This window comes from Atlantibacter subterraneus, from assembly GCF_007570865.1.
In the GTDB taxonomy this organism is placed as follows: domain Bacteria; phylum Pseudomonadota; class Gammaproteobacteria; order Enterobacterales; family Enterobacteriaceae; genus Atlantibacter; species Atlantibacter subterraneus.
On the sequence record NZ_VLPS01000001.1, the window covers coordinates 823,910 to 841,315 of the forward strand.

A 17,406-nucleotide genomic window follows, 5' to 3' on the forward strand; every position below is an offset into this window, starting at 1 on the left:
TTAACATCCTGATATTCGAACAGTAGCTACCTCCGGGTGGTTTTTTTATGGGAGATTTTCGTGCGCGACATTCCACCAGAGCTAATTATCGAAAGCGTTGATGCCGGAGTTGGCGCTTTTATCGATCTGTTTGAACTCGACCTCCGGCCTTACGGCGGGAACCTGGAACGTTTTCACTCCGGCACCAACGGCTTTTACAACAACGTTATCTGGCGCGGTAATGCCTATCCCGCGTATCCGATCGCCGTCGAAGGCTTCGAGAGCCGGAACGAGGGCACGTATGCGCGCCCGGCCATGGCCGTCGCGAACGTCACGGGTATGATTTTTGGGATGAACCATGATTTCGACGACCTGCTGGGCGTGGTGATCACCCGTCGCCAGGTGCCGGTGAAGTATCTGGACGCGGTTAACTTTCCCAACGGTAACCCGGATGCCGATCCCACCATGGAGGCGGTATCCCGTTACGTTGTCGAAGAGATGACTGAAGAGACATCTGAACAGGTGACTTATTCTCTCGCAACGCCGGTGGACTGCGACAACGCCATTATCCCGGCGCGGACTATTCTGGCGGATGTCTGCCAGTGGGTTTATCGCGGTACCGGCTGCAATTACGACGGACCGCCGGTCGCCGATGAACGGGACAACCCGACCAGCAACCCGGCGCTGGATAAGTGCTCTCACCGCCGCACAGGTTGCCGATTCCGGTACCCGCGCCCGTACCCCATGCCAATTAGCAGCTTCCCCGGCTCACAGAAGGTTTCCTGATGCAGGAATTACTCGAGTATGCGGCCTCGTCGCAGGATGAAGTGTGCGCGCTGATTATCAACAATACCCGCCTGTACCCGTGCCGTAACGTTCATCCCGATCCGGCTCACCATTTCCGCATCAGCGACGCTGACTGGCTGGCAGCAGAGGAGACGGGGGAGGTCACGGCGGTATTTCACTCACATCCTCAGCCGGTACCGGTGCTGTCAGGTGCTGACCGCACCATTCAGGTTATGACAGGCCTGCCCTGGTGGCTGGCGTGTGACGGCGAGCTGCGAAAATTTCGACCGGTACCGCACCTGCTGGGCCGCCGGTTTGAGCATGGCGTGACAGACTGCTACACGCTGTTTCGCGATGCGTATCACCTGTGCGGCATCGACCTGCCGGATTTTACGCGGACTGACGGCTGGTGGTTGCGGGGCGAGAATCTCTACCTGAAAAACCTGGCGGCCAACGGTTTCCACCAGATTTCCGCCAGCGAGGCCGTACCCGGCGATGTGATTATCCGCCAGCCGTTCCCGGGTGCCGACCCGTGCCATGCGATGATCCTGCTGGAAGATAACATGGTGCTTCACCACGACCACGCCGGGCACCTCAGCAGGCGTGAACCCTTCCGCATGGCTTACATGAAACAAACCCATTCCATCTGGAGACATCACCGGTGCTCATCTTTAGATTTGCGGGGCATTTCCGCAGACATTTCCGCCAGGTCACATTAAACGTCGATACCCCCGCGCAGGGGCTGAGGTTACTGCTGGCCCAGTGTCCGGAATTCAAAAAAGACTTCCTCAGGTCGCGGGTGCGCGTCCGGATTGCCGGGGAAGACGTTGCCGCAGATTCGATGCGCTGGCACCTGGACAGGCGGCTGGATGAGGGTTCAAGCGTGCTGTTTGTCCCGGTGGTTGAAGGGGCAATTACCGCGGCCGCCGCCGCGTGGATCGCAGTGGCGGTAAGCGTTGCCTCCATTGCCTACAGCGTTTACATGTCCCGCAACATGAAAACCAAAACCTCAGCCGAGGCGGCGGAAAACAACACCATCACAAACAACTCGTTCACCAGTGCGGAGAACCGCGCCGGACAGGGGCGGCCAGTGCCGATCCTGCTGGGCGAGATGATGTGTGGCTCTAACGTCATTTCCCTCGGTATCGACACCACAAACAACCAGGACTGGACAGAATCAATAAGCTAAGGCGGAAATATGTCATCAGGCGGCGGCAAGGCATCGACTCCCAAACTTCTCGACGATAACCTCAAATCAAAACAGTTTTACCGCGTGCTGGATCTCATCAGTGAAGGTCCGATTTACGGACCGGTTGACCAGTCGCACCTTTCTTCTTTCATGCTGAATAAAACGCCCATCACCGATTCTGCCGGCAACGTCAGCGTGAACGGCGTGAGCGTGGCCTGGCGCCCCGGCTCGGAATTTCAGGACCCCATTAACGGCTTTTCCGCCATTGAGGCGACCAGCATCGTTAATACCGAGGTCACTTTCAATACGCCACTGGTCCGCACCATCACCGATCAGGACGTCACGCGCGTGCGGCTGAATATCGGTGTGACGGGCCTGGTCGAGCAGGATACGAAAGGGAACCAGAAGAACACCTCCGTGACGATGGTGATCGAAACCCGTGTTGCCGGTGGCGCGTTCACACTGCAAAAAACCGTCACGATTGGACCAAATAAAATCTCTGGCGAATATCTGGAGGCGCACGTAATCGAGGCACCGGCAACGAAACCCTTCGATATCCGCGTTCGCCGCATCACGCCTGACAGCAACAGCGACCTGCTGTCCAACGGTACTATCTGGAACAGCTACAGCCAGATTACTGACGACAACCTGAACTACCCGTTTTCGGCTATTGCCGGTGCAGTGATTGATCGTGACCAGTACAGGGACACCCCAAGCCGCACCTATCACCTGCGCGGCCTGATTGTGGACGTTCCTGACAACTACGACCCGATTGCCAGAACCTATTCGGGGTTGTGGACTGGCGGATTCAAAAAAGCGTGGACGAACAACCCGGCCTGGCTCTTTCGCGAACTGGTGAAAAACACGCGCTTCGGCCTGGCCCGGCGTGCGGGCTATATCGATGTCGACGACGGCGCGCTTTATATCCTTTCACAGTATTGCGATCAGCCGGTGAATGACGGCTACGGCGGTAAAGAGTCGCGTATGACGCTGAACGCCTACATCACCGAGCAGGTCAGCGCCCGCGACATCCTGGATAAAATAGCCGGGATGTTCCGGGGTATCGCCCTCTGGGATGGCCTGCGCCTCACGGTCATGCTGGATACACCTCAGGACCCGGTTGCCACCATTACCAATGCGAATGTTGTCGACGGGAAATTCAGCCGCAGCTCGGTTAAACGGGCCGAGAAATACAACGCGGTGGTGGTGTCCTGGACCGATCCGGATAACGGCTGGGAGCAGGTGAAGGAGTATGTTTCCGACGATGCCATGATCGCGCTCGGGAACTATAACGAGACAACACTGGAGGCATTCGGCTGCACTTCACGCGGGCAGGCCTGGCGAGCCGGGAAATGGCTGCTGGAAACTGCAAAGCGTGAGAGCAGTCGGCTAACTTTCCAGATGGCCCGGGATGCAATCGCCTTCACGCCCGGCGATGTCGTGGAAATCATGGATAACGACTATGCCGGTACGCGGCTGGGCGGGCGTATTGTCTCGCACTCCGGCGCGAACATAACCGTTGATGCCGATGTTTCCAGTCTGGTTTCGCCAGGCGACAACATGTCACTTATGGGCAGCAACGGAAAGTTTTTGAAATACCCCATCCTGAGCGTGTCCGGGCGCGTCATTACCCTGCGCAGCGTTCCTGCCTGGGTGCGTGACGGCACTGTGTTTGCAATCTCCATCAGTGAAATATCGATCCGCCTTTTCCGCATTCTGAGCATTGCCGAAACGGAAAATAACTCGGTTTACAGCATCACGGCGGGGCAGCATGACCCGAACAAACAGGCCATCGTGGACGAGGGTGCGGTTTTTGAAATGCCGACCGATACCCTGAATGGCTACCGGGTGCCGAACATCGAAAACCTTCGCATCCTGAATACCAACAGCGAAACCGTGCAGGTGACGGCGACCTGGGAAACCGCCACCACCACCAAAAAGCTGGTGTTCGAACTGTATGTTTATAACGAAAGCGGCGCTGTAGTTGCGCAGTATGAAACCGACCAGTTTCGCTATGACTTATACGGGCTCATTGCAGGGAATTACATACTTGGGGTACGTGGTCGCAACGAGAACGGGATGAAAGGGGCGGAAACCCAGATCAGTATGATTATAGGTGCGCCGCGACCGCCTAACTCCGTTCAGTGGATACCCGGACCGTTGCAGGCAACGCTGGTACCGGTTATGTCGGTTACAGCCACCACGGATACGTCGTTTGAGTTCTGGTATGCGGGCGTAACGCCTGTTACCGGCGATATCGAAAACCTGACGCAATTTTTAGGTCGTGGGCATCAGTGGACTATCCAGCGGCTTAAATTTGACCATACCTACTACGTTTATGTGCGAACACGTAATGCGTTTGGTGTGTCTGCTTTCGTAGAGGCCTCGGGTAAGCCGACAGATGACTTCAGCGATATTACTGATGCTGTATTAGAGGAGATTCAGGAAACAGAACTGTTCAAAGATATTGTCGAAAACGCTGTTGAAACCAGCGCCAGGGTTCAGGTAATGGCACAGGAAATTCAACAGAACGCTGACGACCTCGAACAACAGGCGCTGGCGATACAGCAGAATACCGACGGTCTGGCGGCGGCAGCGGTGAAGATCGACGAGACGTCAGCAGCGATGGATGGCATGACGGGTGGTGTTAAAAACTCAGCTATCGCTGTAATTCAGAACAGTCTGGCTCAAGTGAGCAGTCGGCGGCGGCAGACAGCAACGAACGCCGGGAACAGCGCCAGCATTGACCGTATCGATACCACCATCGCTGATGCCAGCCAGTCTGTCGCCCGCGCACTTGTGACGCTGGATGCTTCGGCTGGCGGCAACATCTCCAACGCGACCGATCTGACCGAGACCCTGGCTAACTTCACGCAGGCGTCAGCAACGAAGATTAATTCCCTCTCGGTAACTGTAAACGGGCAGTCTGCTGCCATCACTACTAATGCCCAGGCGGTAGCTGATGTGGCTGGCAACCTCACCGCGATGTACAGCATTAAAGTCGCTGTCGATTCGAATGGCGTGCAGTACGCGGCGGGTATGGGGCTGGGCGTTCAAAACACGCCCGCGGGGATGCAGAGCCAGGTGATTTTCCTTGCCGATCGGTTTGCGGTGATGAGCCAGGCTGGCGCCGCCGTTACGCTGCCGTTTGTTATTCAGAACGGGCAGACCTTTATCCGCGATACGTTCATTCAGGATGGCACCATCAGTAACGCCAAAATCGGTAATTTCATTCAGTCGAATAATTATCAGGCTGGCCTGGTGGGCTGGCGATGGGATAAGAACGGTAGCGTCGAGAATAACGGTAGCGACGGAGAAGGGGCAATGAGACAGACAAACACAACGATCAGCATTCGCGATCAAAACAGGCTGCGTGTGCAGATCGGCAGGCTGACGGGGGTATTCTGATGGTCTGGGGCATTCAGACGTGGGACGTTAACGGTATTCCCAATAACTATGGCATTAAGCCGGTTTCGGTCGTCGGCATGGTGTCGCTGGCTGAGGGACAGGCCAGCGGATCCTGGTCATTCCCGGTGCCCGCCGGGTTTAAGCTCGGCTATGTGGTTTCGCTTGATAACGGCGGCACAAAAGTTGGAAGACAAATTGTGGCATCGGGAAATACCATTTCGCTTTCGCCAGCCAGCGAAATCGGGCCCGGCAATTACCCGGCTTCTGCCTGTGAATTGGTCGTTTTTATGGAGAAAGCATAGATGGCTGATTACGGGGCAATGATACTGCTGGACAACGGCAATCCGTTTGTTACACCGCAGTCAACGCCGTTCTGCTTATACCGTAAAGTGGTGGTGAACTCCGGAAGTAATGGCGTGGCGGTTGCAGAAATACCGATCGACCCCGGCTATCCGGCAATCGCATTTTGCCGGATATCAAACACCAGTGCACCAACCTATACGCACGCCGGACGGGTTGGCGGCGTCATTCGGGTATCATCTACCACCCCGGTAGGGGCTGCAAATACTCCGCACACACTGACCGCGTATATTTTTGCAATATTTCCTCAGTCATTGCCCGCCTGGGGCTTTGCCATCTGGGACGCCGCCGGGAAACTGGTGCTGACCAATGAAAGCCGCGTACTGTCTGACCTGGTCACAGTAGGCACGCCGGGAGCAGGCGGAGGAACCAATATTGACCAGACGCTTGCCGGCTCCTGGGCGGTTGCACCTGCCACGCTGGGGATGTCGTTGTGGCAAACAATGGTCCAGGGCCAGCCGGTCATTATCAGCGTTATGGCATATACGGGCTGCCGGTTCGATGGCGTTAACACCCGCATTAATGCTGTCAGCAATCAGATTGGCCAGGGAAGCCCGGCAGGAGGCAGCAATGCCGGGATTGTATTGACCGCGATTAACACAGCCGCGTACGACTGATTTTTTGTCTCATCACTAACCCGCCATCCGGCGGGTTTTTTATGGAGTAAATATGATCTATAGCGCAGGTACTATTGCGATTGCAGGTGCAGGTGTAACAGGCACCGGTACAAATTTCACAGCAGCTGCTAACCAAATCCGGCCTGGTCAGACGTTGATAGCGCTGACCAGTCCGCCCCAGATTTTCCAGATTGCAGCTGTGAACAGCCCGACCGCACTGACCCTCACCGCAGCAGCAAATCCCTGGCTCGCGGCTGGCACGAAGTACGCAATCCTTACCACTGACGCGCTGTCTGTAGATGGTCTTGCGCAAAGTATCGCGCAGCTTGTTCGGGACTACGACGCGAGCAGCGATGCGTGGGAGACTTTTGCCGGCACATCAGCAAATCAGACCGTGACAGTGACCATTAACGGCGTTTCCGTCGCTATTCCGGCTCTCGGCAAACTGGCACAACGCGGTACCGGCGGCGCGGTACCGGTTGAGCAGGGCGGAACGGGCGGCACAACGCCAGCAGCTGCGCGCACAGGGCTTCAGCTCGGCAGTGTGGCAACGCGCGACACGGGCGTGGCAGGCGGCAATATCCCTGTTCTGGGTAATGCCAACATCGCCGGCTCGATGTTGCTTCGCCTGTCGTCAAGTAACACGCCGGGGATCGCTTACGCGGGAAGCCGCACATCAGCATCAGCGGCGGCATTTAACATCGGTAATAACGCGAACAGCGCCGCGTCGTCGGTGATGGAGTTTGAACGGGGCGGAGTTTTCGGATGTTTTGTTGGCCTCGATACCGACAGCAAATTCAAAATTGGCGGCTGGTCAATGGGTAATGTTGCCTATGAGTTCTATCACCAGGGCAATGTAGTAGTGGATGGCAATGGCTACCTGAAAAAAGCATCTCCGGTTGTGAAAGTTTTCGGCGACGGCAGCGCAGAACTGAACGCGGAATCTGCTGGCGTTACGGTTGAGCGTATCAGCACTGGTGTTTACCGTGTTTCAGGTGTAATGGGCTTTAACTCGGACCCGGCGTGGGGTGGCATCGATGGCGGCATTGAACTGCCAACCGACAAAAACAAACTCCCCCTGGTCTGGGTTGATTATGAAATCGAATCAGACGGCAGCATTCTGCTGAAAACGTATCACCGTACACACCCGACTGCGCCGCCGTTCGCACGCAATGAAATCGATGGAGTCAGCGACGGCGACGCGATTGATATTCCAGTTGGCCGCTGTGTCGATCTGCGTGTCGAAATGCCGGTAAACAGTCTGTGGAATGTTGAGCAGGCGCGGCGGGCGGAGGATATGCGCGCGGAATATGAGCAGCAGCAACGGGAAGCGGAGCAACAACGACTGTATGAAATGTCCTTTGATAATTAGTTGAAACAAAGCGTTACGCCTGCCTCAGTATTTGCTGTTTATATCAGAAAAGGTGAAGTGATCAGGCTGAATATCCGTATTAACATGCCTCTTTACCTGAAGCTGTTAACCGGAGGGACTACTATGCGACCACTGATTACTCATGATGAAATCGAAATGTTGAAGCGTGACCTTGATGCGTTAGGGGAACAAAATCTCGTCGGCATTGAAGCGTACGAAGCGCTGCACCTGCTTGAGATGCGTCGGCAGACAGCCAAGCTTGAGTTTATTAAGCGAGCACTTGAAGGCAAGGAATAGCTTAAAAAAAAAGCCCGCACGGGCGCGGGCGTCAATCCCTTAGTCTTTTTATTAGATATCCTGCGTTCAGGACGCAGGTGTATAACATAACGGCAACATGGAGCATTACTTTAGCGGTATTTAACTTTCCTTCGTAACGAAGGCCCTGGCGAAGCCCGCCAAAAGTAATTGATGCGAAAGGGGGGAAAGGGACGCTTTTTTTGCGGGGCAGGGAATTCAGCAGCAGCGGTAGATGAAACGGGACATGCTGTCGCCGCGCAATATGACGCGGTTTTAAGATTTGCTCAGAATAAAATAATCATCAGCAATTTAATGAAGCTAAATTGCTTAAAATGTCCGCTTTGAGCGAGGAGTGGACCATCCGGCTTCCGCTCATGAGCGCAATCATAGTTTGTAAGAAATAAGGAACCTGTTTTTCAAATAAACGCCTTTAATTCATCAGCATTTATATTCGCCAGCATTGAAGCCTTTAAATGTGGGGATGCTGCGAGATATCTGGAAATCAGTTTGAACCCTGCGGTATATCCCAGCCACCTGGGCAAATCTCCTGTTCCGAAAAACCAGGCATTATGGTCGTAATCAGTGCGATGCCAGTTTTCAAGCATTTGTGGATAGTAGGGCTGAATAGTATCGGACTGGAGGCTTTCCCAAGGCTCAGGTTCACCACCAAAAAGCTCAAGCGAAAAATGCCCTGCAAGACCTTCGGAGACGATAACTTCTCCCAACGTTGAGCCATATCCCGGCCCTGTCCACCTAACTGCATGGTGCAGTTCATGCGCAAACATTCGTTCAATAGAGTGCGCATCATTTTTGCAAAATGCAGAATTTTCAGGATCAACAGTTATATAGATAACGCCAGCTTCAGGGCAAAAACCAAGATGCCCTTTTTCCGGGATGACAAACTTCCCGGCTTTAACCACCACATCCAGTGAATGAATCGGCATTAACCTTTTGGCTTGTTCGTAGGTATCAGTCAGGTTTATTTGAAGCCATTCACAGTGAGCGGTGAGTTTCTTCTGCGCGTTCAGAATGTGGAGATTCATTTGAGACATTACGGTACCAGCCAAAAGCATCACTAAATCGCCACACATTAACACACAAAGTGAATGTCAGGGTGCTGCTCAACAGTTGAGGGCCAAACTATTATTAGCAATATCCGCATTTGGCACAGAGATGACCTGGAAACTATAGAAACCAGGCATATAAAAATTAACATAGGACGGGATATGGAAATGATGCGCGGCGCAAAATCATATCACCTTTGAACGAATGGTTTAAGTAATGACAAATGTCTCTTTTTTGACCGCCGCCTGAAAATTCTGCGGATCAGAATGATAAAGATTTGGGGGGCAAATTTGGGGGCAAAATCGTTCCTTGGGGCATGTTTGGGGGCATTAATATGGCCGCTTATGTCTCTTTATGTCCTTAACGTATATCGCCTAACCCCCTGAATATAAATATAAACATAAATTTTACAACCACTTGCCGATCCTGTTACTATACCCCCCTATAGTATACAGGAGGCGACCATGCCCCATTCCCCTGAAGATAAAAAACGCGTACTGACACGGGTCCGGCGGATCCGGGGTCAGGTTGAGGCGCTGGAGCGCGCGCTGGAAGCGGGTGAGCCTTGCATTGCTATCCTCCAGCAAATCGCCGCCGTGCGCGGAGCGGCCAACGGTTTAATGGGCGAGATGGTGGAAATCCATCTCAACGACGAGTTGGTCAACGGCGAAACCACTCGCGAACAACGCGCGCAGCGGATGGATGAAATCGGTCATTTATTGCGCGCTTATCTAAAATAAGAGTCACGACTCACAACAACGGAAGAGACGATATGAAATCACGTGCAGCCGTCGCATTTGGCCCTGGCAAGCCGCTGGAGATTGTGGAAATTGATGTCGCGCCGCCTCAGAAAGGCGAAGTGCTGGTCAAAATTACCCACACCGGGGTGTGTCATACCGATGCGTTTACCCTGTCGGGCGACGATCCGGAAGGCGTTTTCCCGGCGGTACTGGGCCATGAGGGCGGCGGAATTGTGGTGGAAGTGGGTGAGGGCGTGACCAGCCTGAAACCGGGCGATCACGTTATTCCGCTTTATACCGCTGAATGCGGTGAGTGTAAGTTCTGTAAATCCGGCAAAACCAACCTCTGCCAGGCGGTACGCGCCACCCAGGGCAAAGGCCTGATGCCGGACGGCACCACCCGTTTCTCCTACAAAGGCGAGCCGATTTATCACTATATGGGCACCAGCACCTTCAGCGAATACACCGTTTGCGCGGAAATCTCGCTGGCGAAAGTCAACCCGCAAGCGCCGCTGGATAAAGTGTGCCTGCTGGGCTGCGGCGTCACCACCGGCATCGGCGCGGTACACAACACCGCCAAAGTGAAAGAGGGCGACAGCGTCGCGGTATTCGGGCTGGGCGGTATTGGCCTGGCGGTGATCCAGGGCGCGGTACAGGCCAAAGCGGGCCGCATCATCGCCGTGGATACCAACCCGGAGAAATTCAAGCTGGCGGGCGAAATGGGTGCCACCGATTTCGTTAACCCGAATGATTACGACAAACCTGTCCAGGACGTGATTGTTGAACTCACCGACGGCGGCGTGGATTTCAGCTTCGAGTGTATCGGCAACGTCAACGTGATGCGCGCCGCGCTGGAATGCTGCCACAAAGGCTGGGGCGAAAGCGTGATTATCGGCGTGGCGGGCGCGGGCCAGGAAATCCGCACCCGTCCGTTCCAGCTGGTCACAGGCCGCGTATGGCGCGGTTCGGCGTTTGGTGGCGTCAAAGGGCGCAGCCAGCTGCCGGGAATGGTGGAAGACGCGATGGTCGGCAAAATCCGCCTCGACCCGTTTATCACCCACCGTCTGCCGCTGGAGCAGATCAACGAAGCCTTTGATTTAATGCACGAAGGCAAATCGATCCGTACCGTTATTCACTTCGGCGATCGGTAATTCCTCCGGCCAGTGGCGTCCTGTCGCTGGCCGTAATTTATCTTTATTCTGATTTGTGACCGATCTGACGTTTTCTGGGGTAATCGAAACCCGGGTTTATGCCGATGACTATCTGACGAGCATATCCTTGTCCCAGGAAGACTGTTATGACGACACACAACACAAAAAACGATAAACCTGCAACTGTGAGTTTCTGGCATCACATCCGTTTAGTCCCGCTCTTTAGCTTTATTCTCGGTGGTATTCTGGTGCTCTTCGCGACGAGCGTCGGCTTAGCAAGTTATTTCATGGTACAGAGCAACACCGCGCTTCATGACGTCACCGAAGAGATCCAGGTGCGTATGGGGCTCTCCAACAGTTCTAACCATCTGCGCACCGCGCGAATCAACCTGATTAACGCCGGAGCCGCCAGCCGCGTAGCGGAAATGGACGATCTGAAACGCAACGTCGCCGACGCGGAAAAACGCCTTAAGCAGGCCCAGGAAGGGTTCGACAGCTATATGGCACGCCGGGTAAAAACCCCGGAAGACGAAGCGCTGGACGGCGAACTCAAAGCCCGCTTCGACGCCTATATGCAGGGTATGCAGCCGATGGTGAAATTTGCCAAAAACGGCATGTTCGAAGCCATCATCAAACATGAAAATGAGCAGGCGCGCGGGCTGGACAGCGCGTATAACGAGATGTTGCTGAAGGCCATCGCCATTCGTATGGAGCGCGCCAAAGCGCTGGGCGTGGCGGCGGAAACCCGCACCACCTGGGGCGTGATGGCGATGATCGCGGCGCTGAGCATCGCGGTGTTAATGACCATCATCACCTTTGTGGCGCTGCGCGGCATCGTGATTTTACCGCTGCGCCGCGCGGCCAACCGGATTGAGCACATCGCCAGCGGCGATTTAACCGTGGCCCCGGAAGCCGCGGGCCGCAGCGAAATCGGCGTACTCAGCCACAACCTGCAAAAAATGCAGCATTCGCTGGCGCAAACCGTGGGTACGGTGCGCACCGGCGCAGAGGCTATTTATCAGGGCACCAGCGAGATCTCGGCAGGCAACACCGATCTCTCTTCCCGTACCGAAGAGCAGGCGTCGGCGCTGGAGCAAACCGCCGCCAGCATGGAGCAGCTCACCGCCACGGTGAAACAGAACGCCGAAAACGCCCACCACGCCAGCAAACTGGCTAACGACGCCTCTGACAAAGCCAGCGCGGGCGGGCGTATGGTCTCCGGCGTGGTAACCACCATGGGCAATATCTCCACCAGCTCGAAGAAAATCTCGGAAATCACCGCCGTGATTAACAGCATCGCGTTCCAGACTAACATCCTGGCGCTTAACGCCGCCGTGGAAGCGGCTCGTGCCGGCGAGCAGGGCCGAGGTTTTGCGGTGGTGGCGAGCGAAGTTCGTACGCTTGCCAGCCGCAGCGCTCAGGCGGCGAAAGAGATTGAAGGGCTGATCCAGAACTCGGTAAGCCTGGTGGATAAAGGCTCCAGCGAAGTGGTGGCGGCAGGGCAAACGATGCAGGGCATCGTTGAGGCGGTGCAGCGCGTAACTGACCTGATGCAGGAAATTGCTGCCGCGTCGGACGAGCAGAGCCGTGGTATTCAGCAGGTCGCCCAGGCGGTCTCAGAGATGGATAACGTGACCCAGCAAAACGCCTCGCTGGTGGAAGAGGCGTCCGCGGCGGCGCTGGCGCTGGAAGAGCAGGCGGCGCGGCTTACCGATGCGGTGGGCATTTTCCGTCTCTCATCCCATGCTGAAAGGACGCGGGAAAGCGCCAAAGCGGATAGCGCTCCGCCAGCGCATACCTTTAACCGCCCGGCGGTGGCCCACGGCGATAACTGGGAAACGTTTTAAGCGCGATAGAATAAAAAACCCGCAGCTCGCGGGTTTTTTTATGTCTGTATTCCGGCGTCAGCCGATCCAGCTGTGGATCGCCAGGTTGATCGCGCCGCCGCCAATAATCAGCCAGCCAAACAGGATCAGGCCCAGCAGGAACGGCTTCAGTCCCGCTTTCATCAACTGGCTGATGCGGGTGGTCAGGCCCAGTGCCGCCATCGCCATCGCCAGCAGTACGTTATCCAGCGCGTTGATCGTCGCCACCCATTGCGCGGGCAGTAGATGGAAGGAGTTAAACAGCGCGACCAGGATAAACATCAGGGCGAACCACGGGAACACGATGGGTTGCTTACGCGTACCGTCGTGTCCTACATGACGGCTGACCGCAATACTTAACAGCAGCAGAAACGGGGCCAGCATCATCACCCGCAGCATTTTGGCAATCACCGCCGCGCTTTCGGTTTCCGGGCTGACCGCGTGGCCTGCCGCGACCACCTGAGCGACTTCGTGCATGGTTGAGCCGGTATAGACGCCAAACTGTGTCGCCGTGACAGCCGGATAGTGGCTGGCGACCTCATGCCAGATTAGCGGATAGAGAAAGATGCCAATGGTGCCGAAGATCACCACGGTGGCGACGGCTACCGCGACTTTTGAAGATTCGGCTTTTACCACCGGGGCGGTTGCCAGCACCGCCGCCGCGCCGCAGATGCTGCTGCCCGCGCCGATAAGCCAGGCGGTTTTCAAATCGAGGTTCATCAACCGTGCGCCGATAAAGGTCGCCAGCAGAAAAGTGCTGCTAAGCATCACGATATCAATCGCCACGCCGCTTAATCCGACGTCCATCACCTGCTGAAACGTCAGGCGGAAGCCGTAGAGGATAATGCCGAGGCGCAGCAGCTTCTGTTTGGCAAACTGCACCCCTTCATCGCAAAGCGGATGCGCCGCGGGATAAAGGGTATTCCCCAGCACAATGCCGACAATAATCGCCAGGGTTAATGCGCCGAGCCCCAGCCCCGAGACGGCGGGAATATTGCCGATCCAGGCGGTGGCAAACGCAATGACCGCCGTCAGCGCCAGGCCGGGTATAAAGCGTTTAACGTCGTAGCGATGGTGCGTGCTGGTAATCTCGGCCATGTCTCACTCCCTTCTCATGTATAGGACTGAGCATGGAGCATAACCGGGGAAAAGAAAAATTTATTATATCGTTATAATTAATCGAAATAACCGGTATGCCAGTGCAGAGCGCGCTGAACCGCAGCATGAAGGCGCTGTGCAGTAGTTTTCTGAAAAATGAATTTTTATAAAAATTGATGTATATCAAATGATAAGCATGACCACGCGGTTGCAACGAGCTGCGCTTAAACGAAACTTAATTCCCGTCATCAACTAAATTAAAATGAATGATTACCAAAAAACTGCTTAAAAACCGCCACATCTTCACGAAATTTCACCGCAAAAGATGTCAGCCACTCCTCTATATGTCATAGTAATTCTAACTTGATGTTGAAGGACTCGTTCCGGGAGGAAGGTACGCATGAATCAGGACATTTCACCCTCTGCTGAAATGAAGTCAGCCGTTTTTCAGCCGCTCTATCTGCAAATCAGCCAGCTGTTGCTGGAAAGGATCGCCTCCGGCGAGTGGCCAGCGGGCACCTATATCCCCAGCGAGGCCAGCCTTGCCGAGGCGTATAACGTCAGTATTGGCACCTTACGCAAGGCACTCAACGAACTGGTCAGCAATAACGTGGTGATCCGCTATCAGGGTAAAGGCACCGTGGTGGCGGCCCACGACTCAGACAGCGCGCTGTTTCGCTTCTTTAATATCCTGCGGGAGAACGGCGAGCGTTCGCTGCCGCTGTCGCGGGTGCTGGCGCGCCATCTGCGCGCTGCGTCCCAGGAAGAGGCCGCCGCGCTGGATATCGCGCCGGGTAGCAAAGTGATCCATATCTGGCGGGTGCGCGACCTGGATGGCGCACCGGCGATCCTTGAGCACGTTTACGTGGACGCTGCACTGTTTCCCGGCCTCGATCGCGACCCGGAAATTCTGCCCAATACGCTTTACCAGCTTTACCAGCAGAAATTCGCCTGTACCGTGGCAAATGCGCACGAGCAGATCAAAGCGGTGAATGCGGGGCCGGATGAGGTGCTGCATCTGGAAGCGGAAGAAGGCGAGGCGCTGCTGCGGGTTTACCGCATTGCGCGGGATTTCCAGGATAAGCCGGTGGAGTACCGCGTTTCCACGGTACTCACCCGGCATCACGCGTACTTTAACCAGCTCTGATCCGCAACTGTTCCACCAGCGCGCCGGGCATCAGCAGCGTATTGCTGTTTTGCCTGGCGACTTCCCGCCGCCGCTCGCCCGGCAAGCGCACCCCAGGCTGCGCCAGCATCGCGCTGAATAACTGCTCGCTGTGTTGCAGATAACCCGGCGGGAAAAACGCCGGGTTAAACAGCAGCACCAGCTGCGCAATCAGCGGCGGTTCGCCTTCAGCGGTGAAAAACGAACTGGCCTGGAAGCCGTAGTTGCTGCCGGTTAAGCCCGCCGTTAACAGCTCCACCATCAGCGCCAGCGCGGCTCCCTTCGCGCCGCCGGTCGGGGCCATACTGCCCGCCAGCGCGGCATCGGGATCGGCGGTGGGCTCGCCGTGGCGATCGAGCGCCCAGCCCAGTGGGATCGCCTGCTGCTGCTGGCTGGCTATCATGATTTTCCCGCGCGCTACCTCAGAGAGTGACAGGTCGATCACCAGCGGCTCGTCATCCATGCGCGGCGAAGCGAAGGCGATGGGATTGGTGCCGAACAGCGGCGTCTGGCCGCCCCACGGGGCCATCGCCGCCGGGCCGTTGCTAAAGGCCAGGCACAGCATCCCGCGCCGCGCCGCCTGCTCGACATAGTATCCCGCCATGCCGAAATGGTGCGATCGGCCAATCGCCACCACCACCACGCCCGATTCCTCCGCCAGCGCCAGGCCGCGCTCCAGCCCGGCCTGCACGGCAGGGAACGCCAGCCCGGCGTCGGCATCCACGTTCAGCACCGCGCCGCGCTGGGTGATGGCCGGGCGCGCTGCCGGGTTGAGTTTGCCGCTGGTCAATTGATCGAGATAAAACGGCAGCCGCGCAAAACCGTGCGAGGCAATGCCCGCACGTTCCGCCGCCATCAGCGCCTGACAGGTAGCGTCGGCGGCCTGCGCCGTGACGCCGGTTTTCACTAACGCCTGGCGGGCAAGGGCATCCAGCTGCGCCACGCTAACGGAGACAAGATCGCTCACGGCAGGCTCCTTTCGTCAGGCTCGGGGATCAGCGCATCCTGCGGCAGGGTGATTTTTCCGGGGCCGATGCGCAGCTGCTCCCGGGCCGTCGCCAGATCGAGTTTTTGCTCCCAGCGGGCGATCACCAGCGTCGCCACCACGTTACCGATCATATTGGTCACGGCGCGCATCTCGTTCAAAATGCGGTCGATACCCAGCACCAGAGTAATCCCCGCCAGCGGGATAATATTGTGGGTCGCCAGCGTCGCGGTAAGCGCAATCAGCGCCGCGCCCGCCACCCCCGCGCCGCCTTTTGAGGTCAACAGTAATATCAGCAGCAGGCTGATTTGCTGCCACAGGGTGAGATCGGTATTGGTCGCCTGGGCGATAAACAGCGCCGTCATGGTCAAATAAATCGCCGCGCCGTCCAGATTAAAGGAGTAGCCGGTCGGCAGCACCAGCCCCACGATGGCGCGGTCGCAGCCCAGTTTTTCCATTTTGACCATCAGCCGGGGCAGCACCGATTCGGTGGTCGAGGTGCCCAGTACGATCAGCAGTTCTTCACGGAAATAGAGGATCAGCCGCCACAAACTCACCCCAACCAGCTTGCAGATCAGCCCCAGCACGCCACCGATAAACAAAAAACTGGTGATATACAGGCAGACGATCAGCATCCCGAGATGCTGCAGCGAGGTCAGGCCATATTTCCCCACGGTGAAGGCAATCGCCCCGAACGCGCCGAGCGGCGCAAGGCGCATAATCAGTTCGACGATGCGCATCAGCACCTCGCCGCACTGCTCGATGGTTTTGGTGATAAACGCGCTGCGCTGGGATGCCAGCGACAGCGCCACGCCGAACAGCACCGAGAACAGCAGCACCTGGAGCAGATTGCCCTGGGCGAACGCGCCGATCACCGAATCGGGAATGATCTGCTCCATAAAGCCTTTGCTGTGCTCGCTGGCATTGACGTAATGATTCACGGCGCTGCCGTCCAGCTTGCTGGCGTCAACGTTCATGCCTGCGCCGGGCTTCATCACATCGGCCACCACCATGCCAATTACCAGCGCCAGGGTGGTGACCACTTCAAAGTAAATCAGCGTTTTGCCGCCGACTTTGCCCACCTGTTTCAGGCTTTCCATACGGGCGATGCCAATCGCCACGGTACAAAAAATCACTAAGGTCACGATCATTTTAATAAGACGAATAAAGGTGTCGCCGAGGGGTTTCATCTGAACAGCAAAATCAGGAAAGGCGTACCCCACAGCGACCCCGGCGACCAGGCCGATTAAAACCTGGACGTAGAGGTGCTTGAGCAATCGCATCTGGATATCCTCGCGTGAGAATCGGCGCCCGAACGGCGCCGCAGGC

General features: G+C 56.3%; 16 protein-coding genes. 12 read left to right on the forward strand and 4 right to left on the reverse strand.

What is annotated here, in order from left to right; genetic code table 11:
- Nucleotides 1–60 precede the first annotated feature (60 nt).
- From FND52_RS04030 to FND52_RS21800, 8 genes are all read left to right on the forward strand, one after another.
- Nucleotides 61–765 carry a phage minor tail protein L gene (locus FND52_RS04030; protein WP_144129486.1) on the forward strand — a complete coding sequence of 235 codons (705 nt, stop codon included), beginning with the start codon at nucleotides 61–63 and terminating at the stop codon, nucleotides 763–765.
- Entirely contained in the window at nucleotides 765–1,484 is a 720-nt protein-coding gene (locus FND52_RS04035; protein ID WP_144129488.1) for a C40 family peptidase, read from the forward strand. The genes FND52_RS04030 and FND52_RS04035 overlap by 1 nt, the downstream gene beginning before the upstream one ends.
- The gene (locus FND52_RS04040) at nucleotides 1,427–1,954 is read left to right on the forward strand and encodes a tail assembly protein (protein WP_144129490.1); all 528 of its coding nucleotides are present in this window, start codon (nucleotides 1,427–1,429) and stop codon (nucleotides 1,952–1,954) included. The genes FND52_RS04035 and FND52_RS04040 overlap by 58 nt, the downstream gene beginning before the upstream one ends.
- 9 nt (nucleotides 1,955–1,963) lie before the next feature.
- Nucleotides 1,964–5,362 carry a TipJ family phage tail tip protein gene (locus FND52_RS04045; RefSeq protein ID WP_244290537.1) on the forward strand — a complete coding sequence of 1,133 codons (3,399 nt, stop codon included), beginning with the start codon at nucleotides 1,964–1,966 and terminating at the stop codon, nucleotides 5,360–5,362.
- Complete coding sequence (locus FND52_RS04050) at nucleotides 5,362–5,664, forward strand: hypothetical protein (RefSeq protein WP_144129492.1); 303 nt, start codon at nucleotides 5,362–5,364, stop codon at nucleotides 5,662–5,664. Before FND52_RS04045 ends, FND52_RS04050 begins: the two co-directional genes overlap by 1 nt.
- Nucleotides 5,665–6,339: a hypothetical protein gene (locus tag FND52_RS04055; RefSeq protein ID WP_144129494.1), complete on the forward strand. Its 675-nt coding sequence runs from the start codon at nucleotides 5,665–5,667 to the stop codon at nucleotides 6,337–6,339.
- 52 nt (nucleotides 6,340–6,391) lie between these two features.
- Complete coding sequence (locus FND52_RS04060; protein WP_208737465.1) at nucleotides 6,392–7,711, forward strand: phage tail fiber protein; 1,320 nt, start codon at nucleotides 6,392–6,394, stop codon at nucleotides 7,709–7,711.
- A gap of 123 nt (nucleotides 7,712–7,834) precedes the next feature.
- A complete protein-coding gene (locus FND52_RS21800; protein WP_167509323.1) occupies nucleotides 7,835–8,008 on the forward strand; it encodes a hypothetical protein in 174 nt (57 codons plus the stop codon).
- 416 nt (nucleotides 8,009–8,424) lie between these two features.
- Here FND52_RS21800 and FND52_RS04065 read toward each other — a convergent pair whose 3' ends face one another.
- Nucleotides 8,425–9,060, reverse strand: coding sequence for a DUF2268 domain-containing putative Zn-dependent protease (locus tag FND52_RS04065; RefSeq protein WP_144129496.1), 636 nt, complete (start codon nucleotides 9,058–9,060; stop codon nucleotides 8,425–8,427).
- A gap of 477 nt (nucleotides 9,061–9,537) precedes the next feature.
- On the opposite strand from FND52_RS04065, the gene FND52_RS04070 reads away from it, so the two are divergent.
- From FND52_RS04070 to FND52_RS04080, 3 genes are all read left to right on the forward strand, one after another.
- On the forward strand, nucleotides 9,538–9,813 hold the full coding sequence (locus FND52_RS04070) for a metal/formaldehyde-sensitive transcriptional repressor (protein WP_002437846.1): 276 nt from the start codon (nucleotides 9,538–9,540) through the stop codon (nucleotides 9,811–9,813).
- A 32-nt stretch (nucleotides 9,814–9,845) separates the two neighbouring features.
- A complete protein-coding gene (locus tag FND52_RS04075) occupies nucleotides 9,846–10,964 on the forward strand; it encodes an S-(hydroxymethyl)glutathione dehydrogenase/class III alcohol dehydrogenase (protein WP_144129498.1) in 1,119 nt (372 codons plus the stop codon).
- A 146-nt stretch (nucleotides 10,965–11,110) separates the two neighbouring features.
- A complete protein-coding gene (locus tag FND52_RS04080) occupies nucleotides 11,111–12,811 on the forward strand; it encodes a methyl-accepting chemotaxis protein (RefSeq protein WP_144129500.1) in 1,701 nt (566 codons plus the stop codon).
- A gap of 57 nt (nucleotides 12,812–12,868) precedes the next feature.
- Here FND52_RS04080 and FND52_RS04085 read toward each other — a convergent pair whose 3' ends face one another.
- Nucleotides 12,869–13,927, reverse strand: a complete 1,059-nt coding sequence (locus tag FND52_RS04085; protein ID WP_125294445.1) for a YeiH family protein — start codon at nucleotides 13,925–13,927, stop codon at nucleotides 12,869–12,871.
- Nucleotides 13,928–14,327: 400 nt separating this feature from the next.
- On the opposite strand from FND52_RS04085, the gene FND52_RS04090 reads away from it, so the two are divergent.
- Nucleotides 14,328–15,074 carry a GntR family transcriptional regulator gene (locus FND52_RS04090; protein WP_144129502.1) on the forward strand — a complete coding sequence of 249 codons (747 nt, stop codon included), beginning with the start codon at nucleotides 14,328–14,330 and terminating at the stop codon, nucleotides 15,072–15,074.
- Here the strand turns inward: FND52_RS04090 and FND52_RS04095 are convergent.
- Both FND52_RS04095 and dctA read right to left on the reverse strand, forming a co-directional pair.
- Nucleotides 15,061–16,059: an Ldh family oxidoreductase gene (locus tag FND52_RS04095; protein WP_208737467.1), complete on the reverse strand. Its 999-nt coding sequence runs from the start codon at nucleotides 16,057–16,059 to the stop codon at nucleotides 15,061–15,063. The genes FND52_RS04090 and FND52_RS04095 overlap by 14 nt on opposite strands.
- Nucleotides 16,056–17,360 carry a C4-dicarboxylate transporter DctA gene (gene dctA / locus FND52_RS04100; RefSeq protein ID WP_144129503.1) on the reverse strand — a complete coding sequence of 435 codons (1,305 nt, stop codon included), beginning with the start codon at nucleotides 17,358–17,360 and terminating at the stop codon, nucleotides 16,056–16,058. The genes FND52_RS04095 and dctA overlap by 4 nt, the downstream gene beginning before the upstream one ends.
- Nucleotides 17,361–17,406 lie beyond the last annotated feature (46 nt).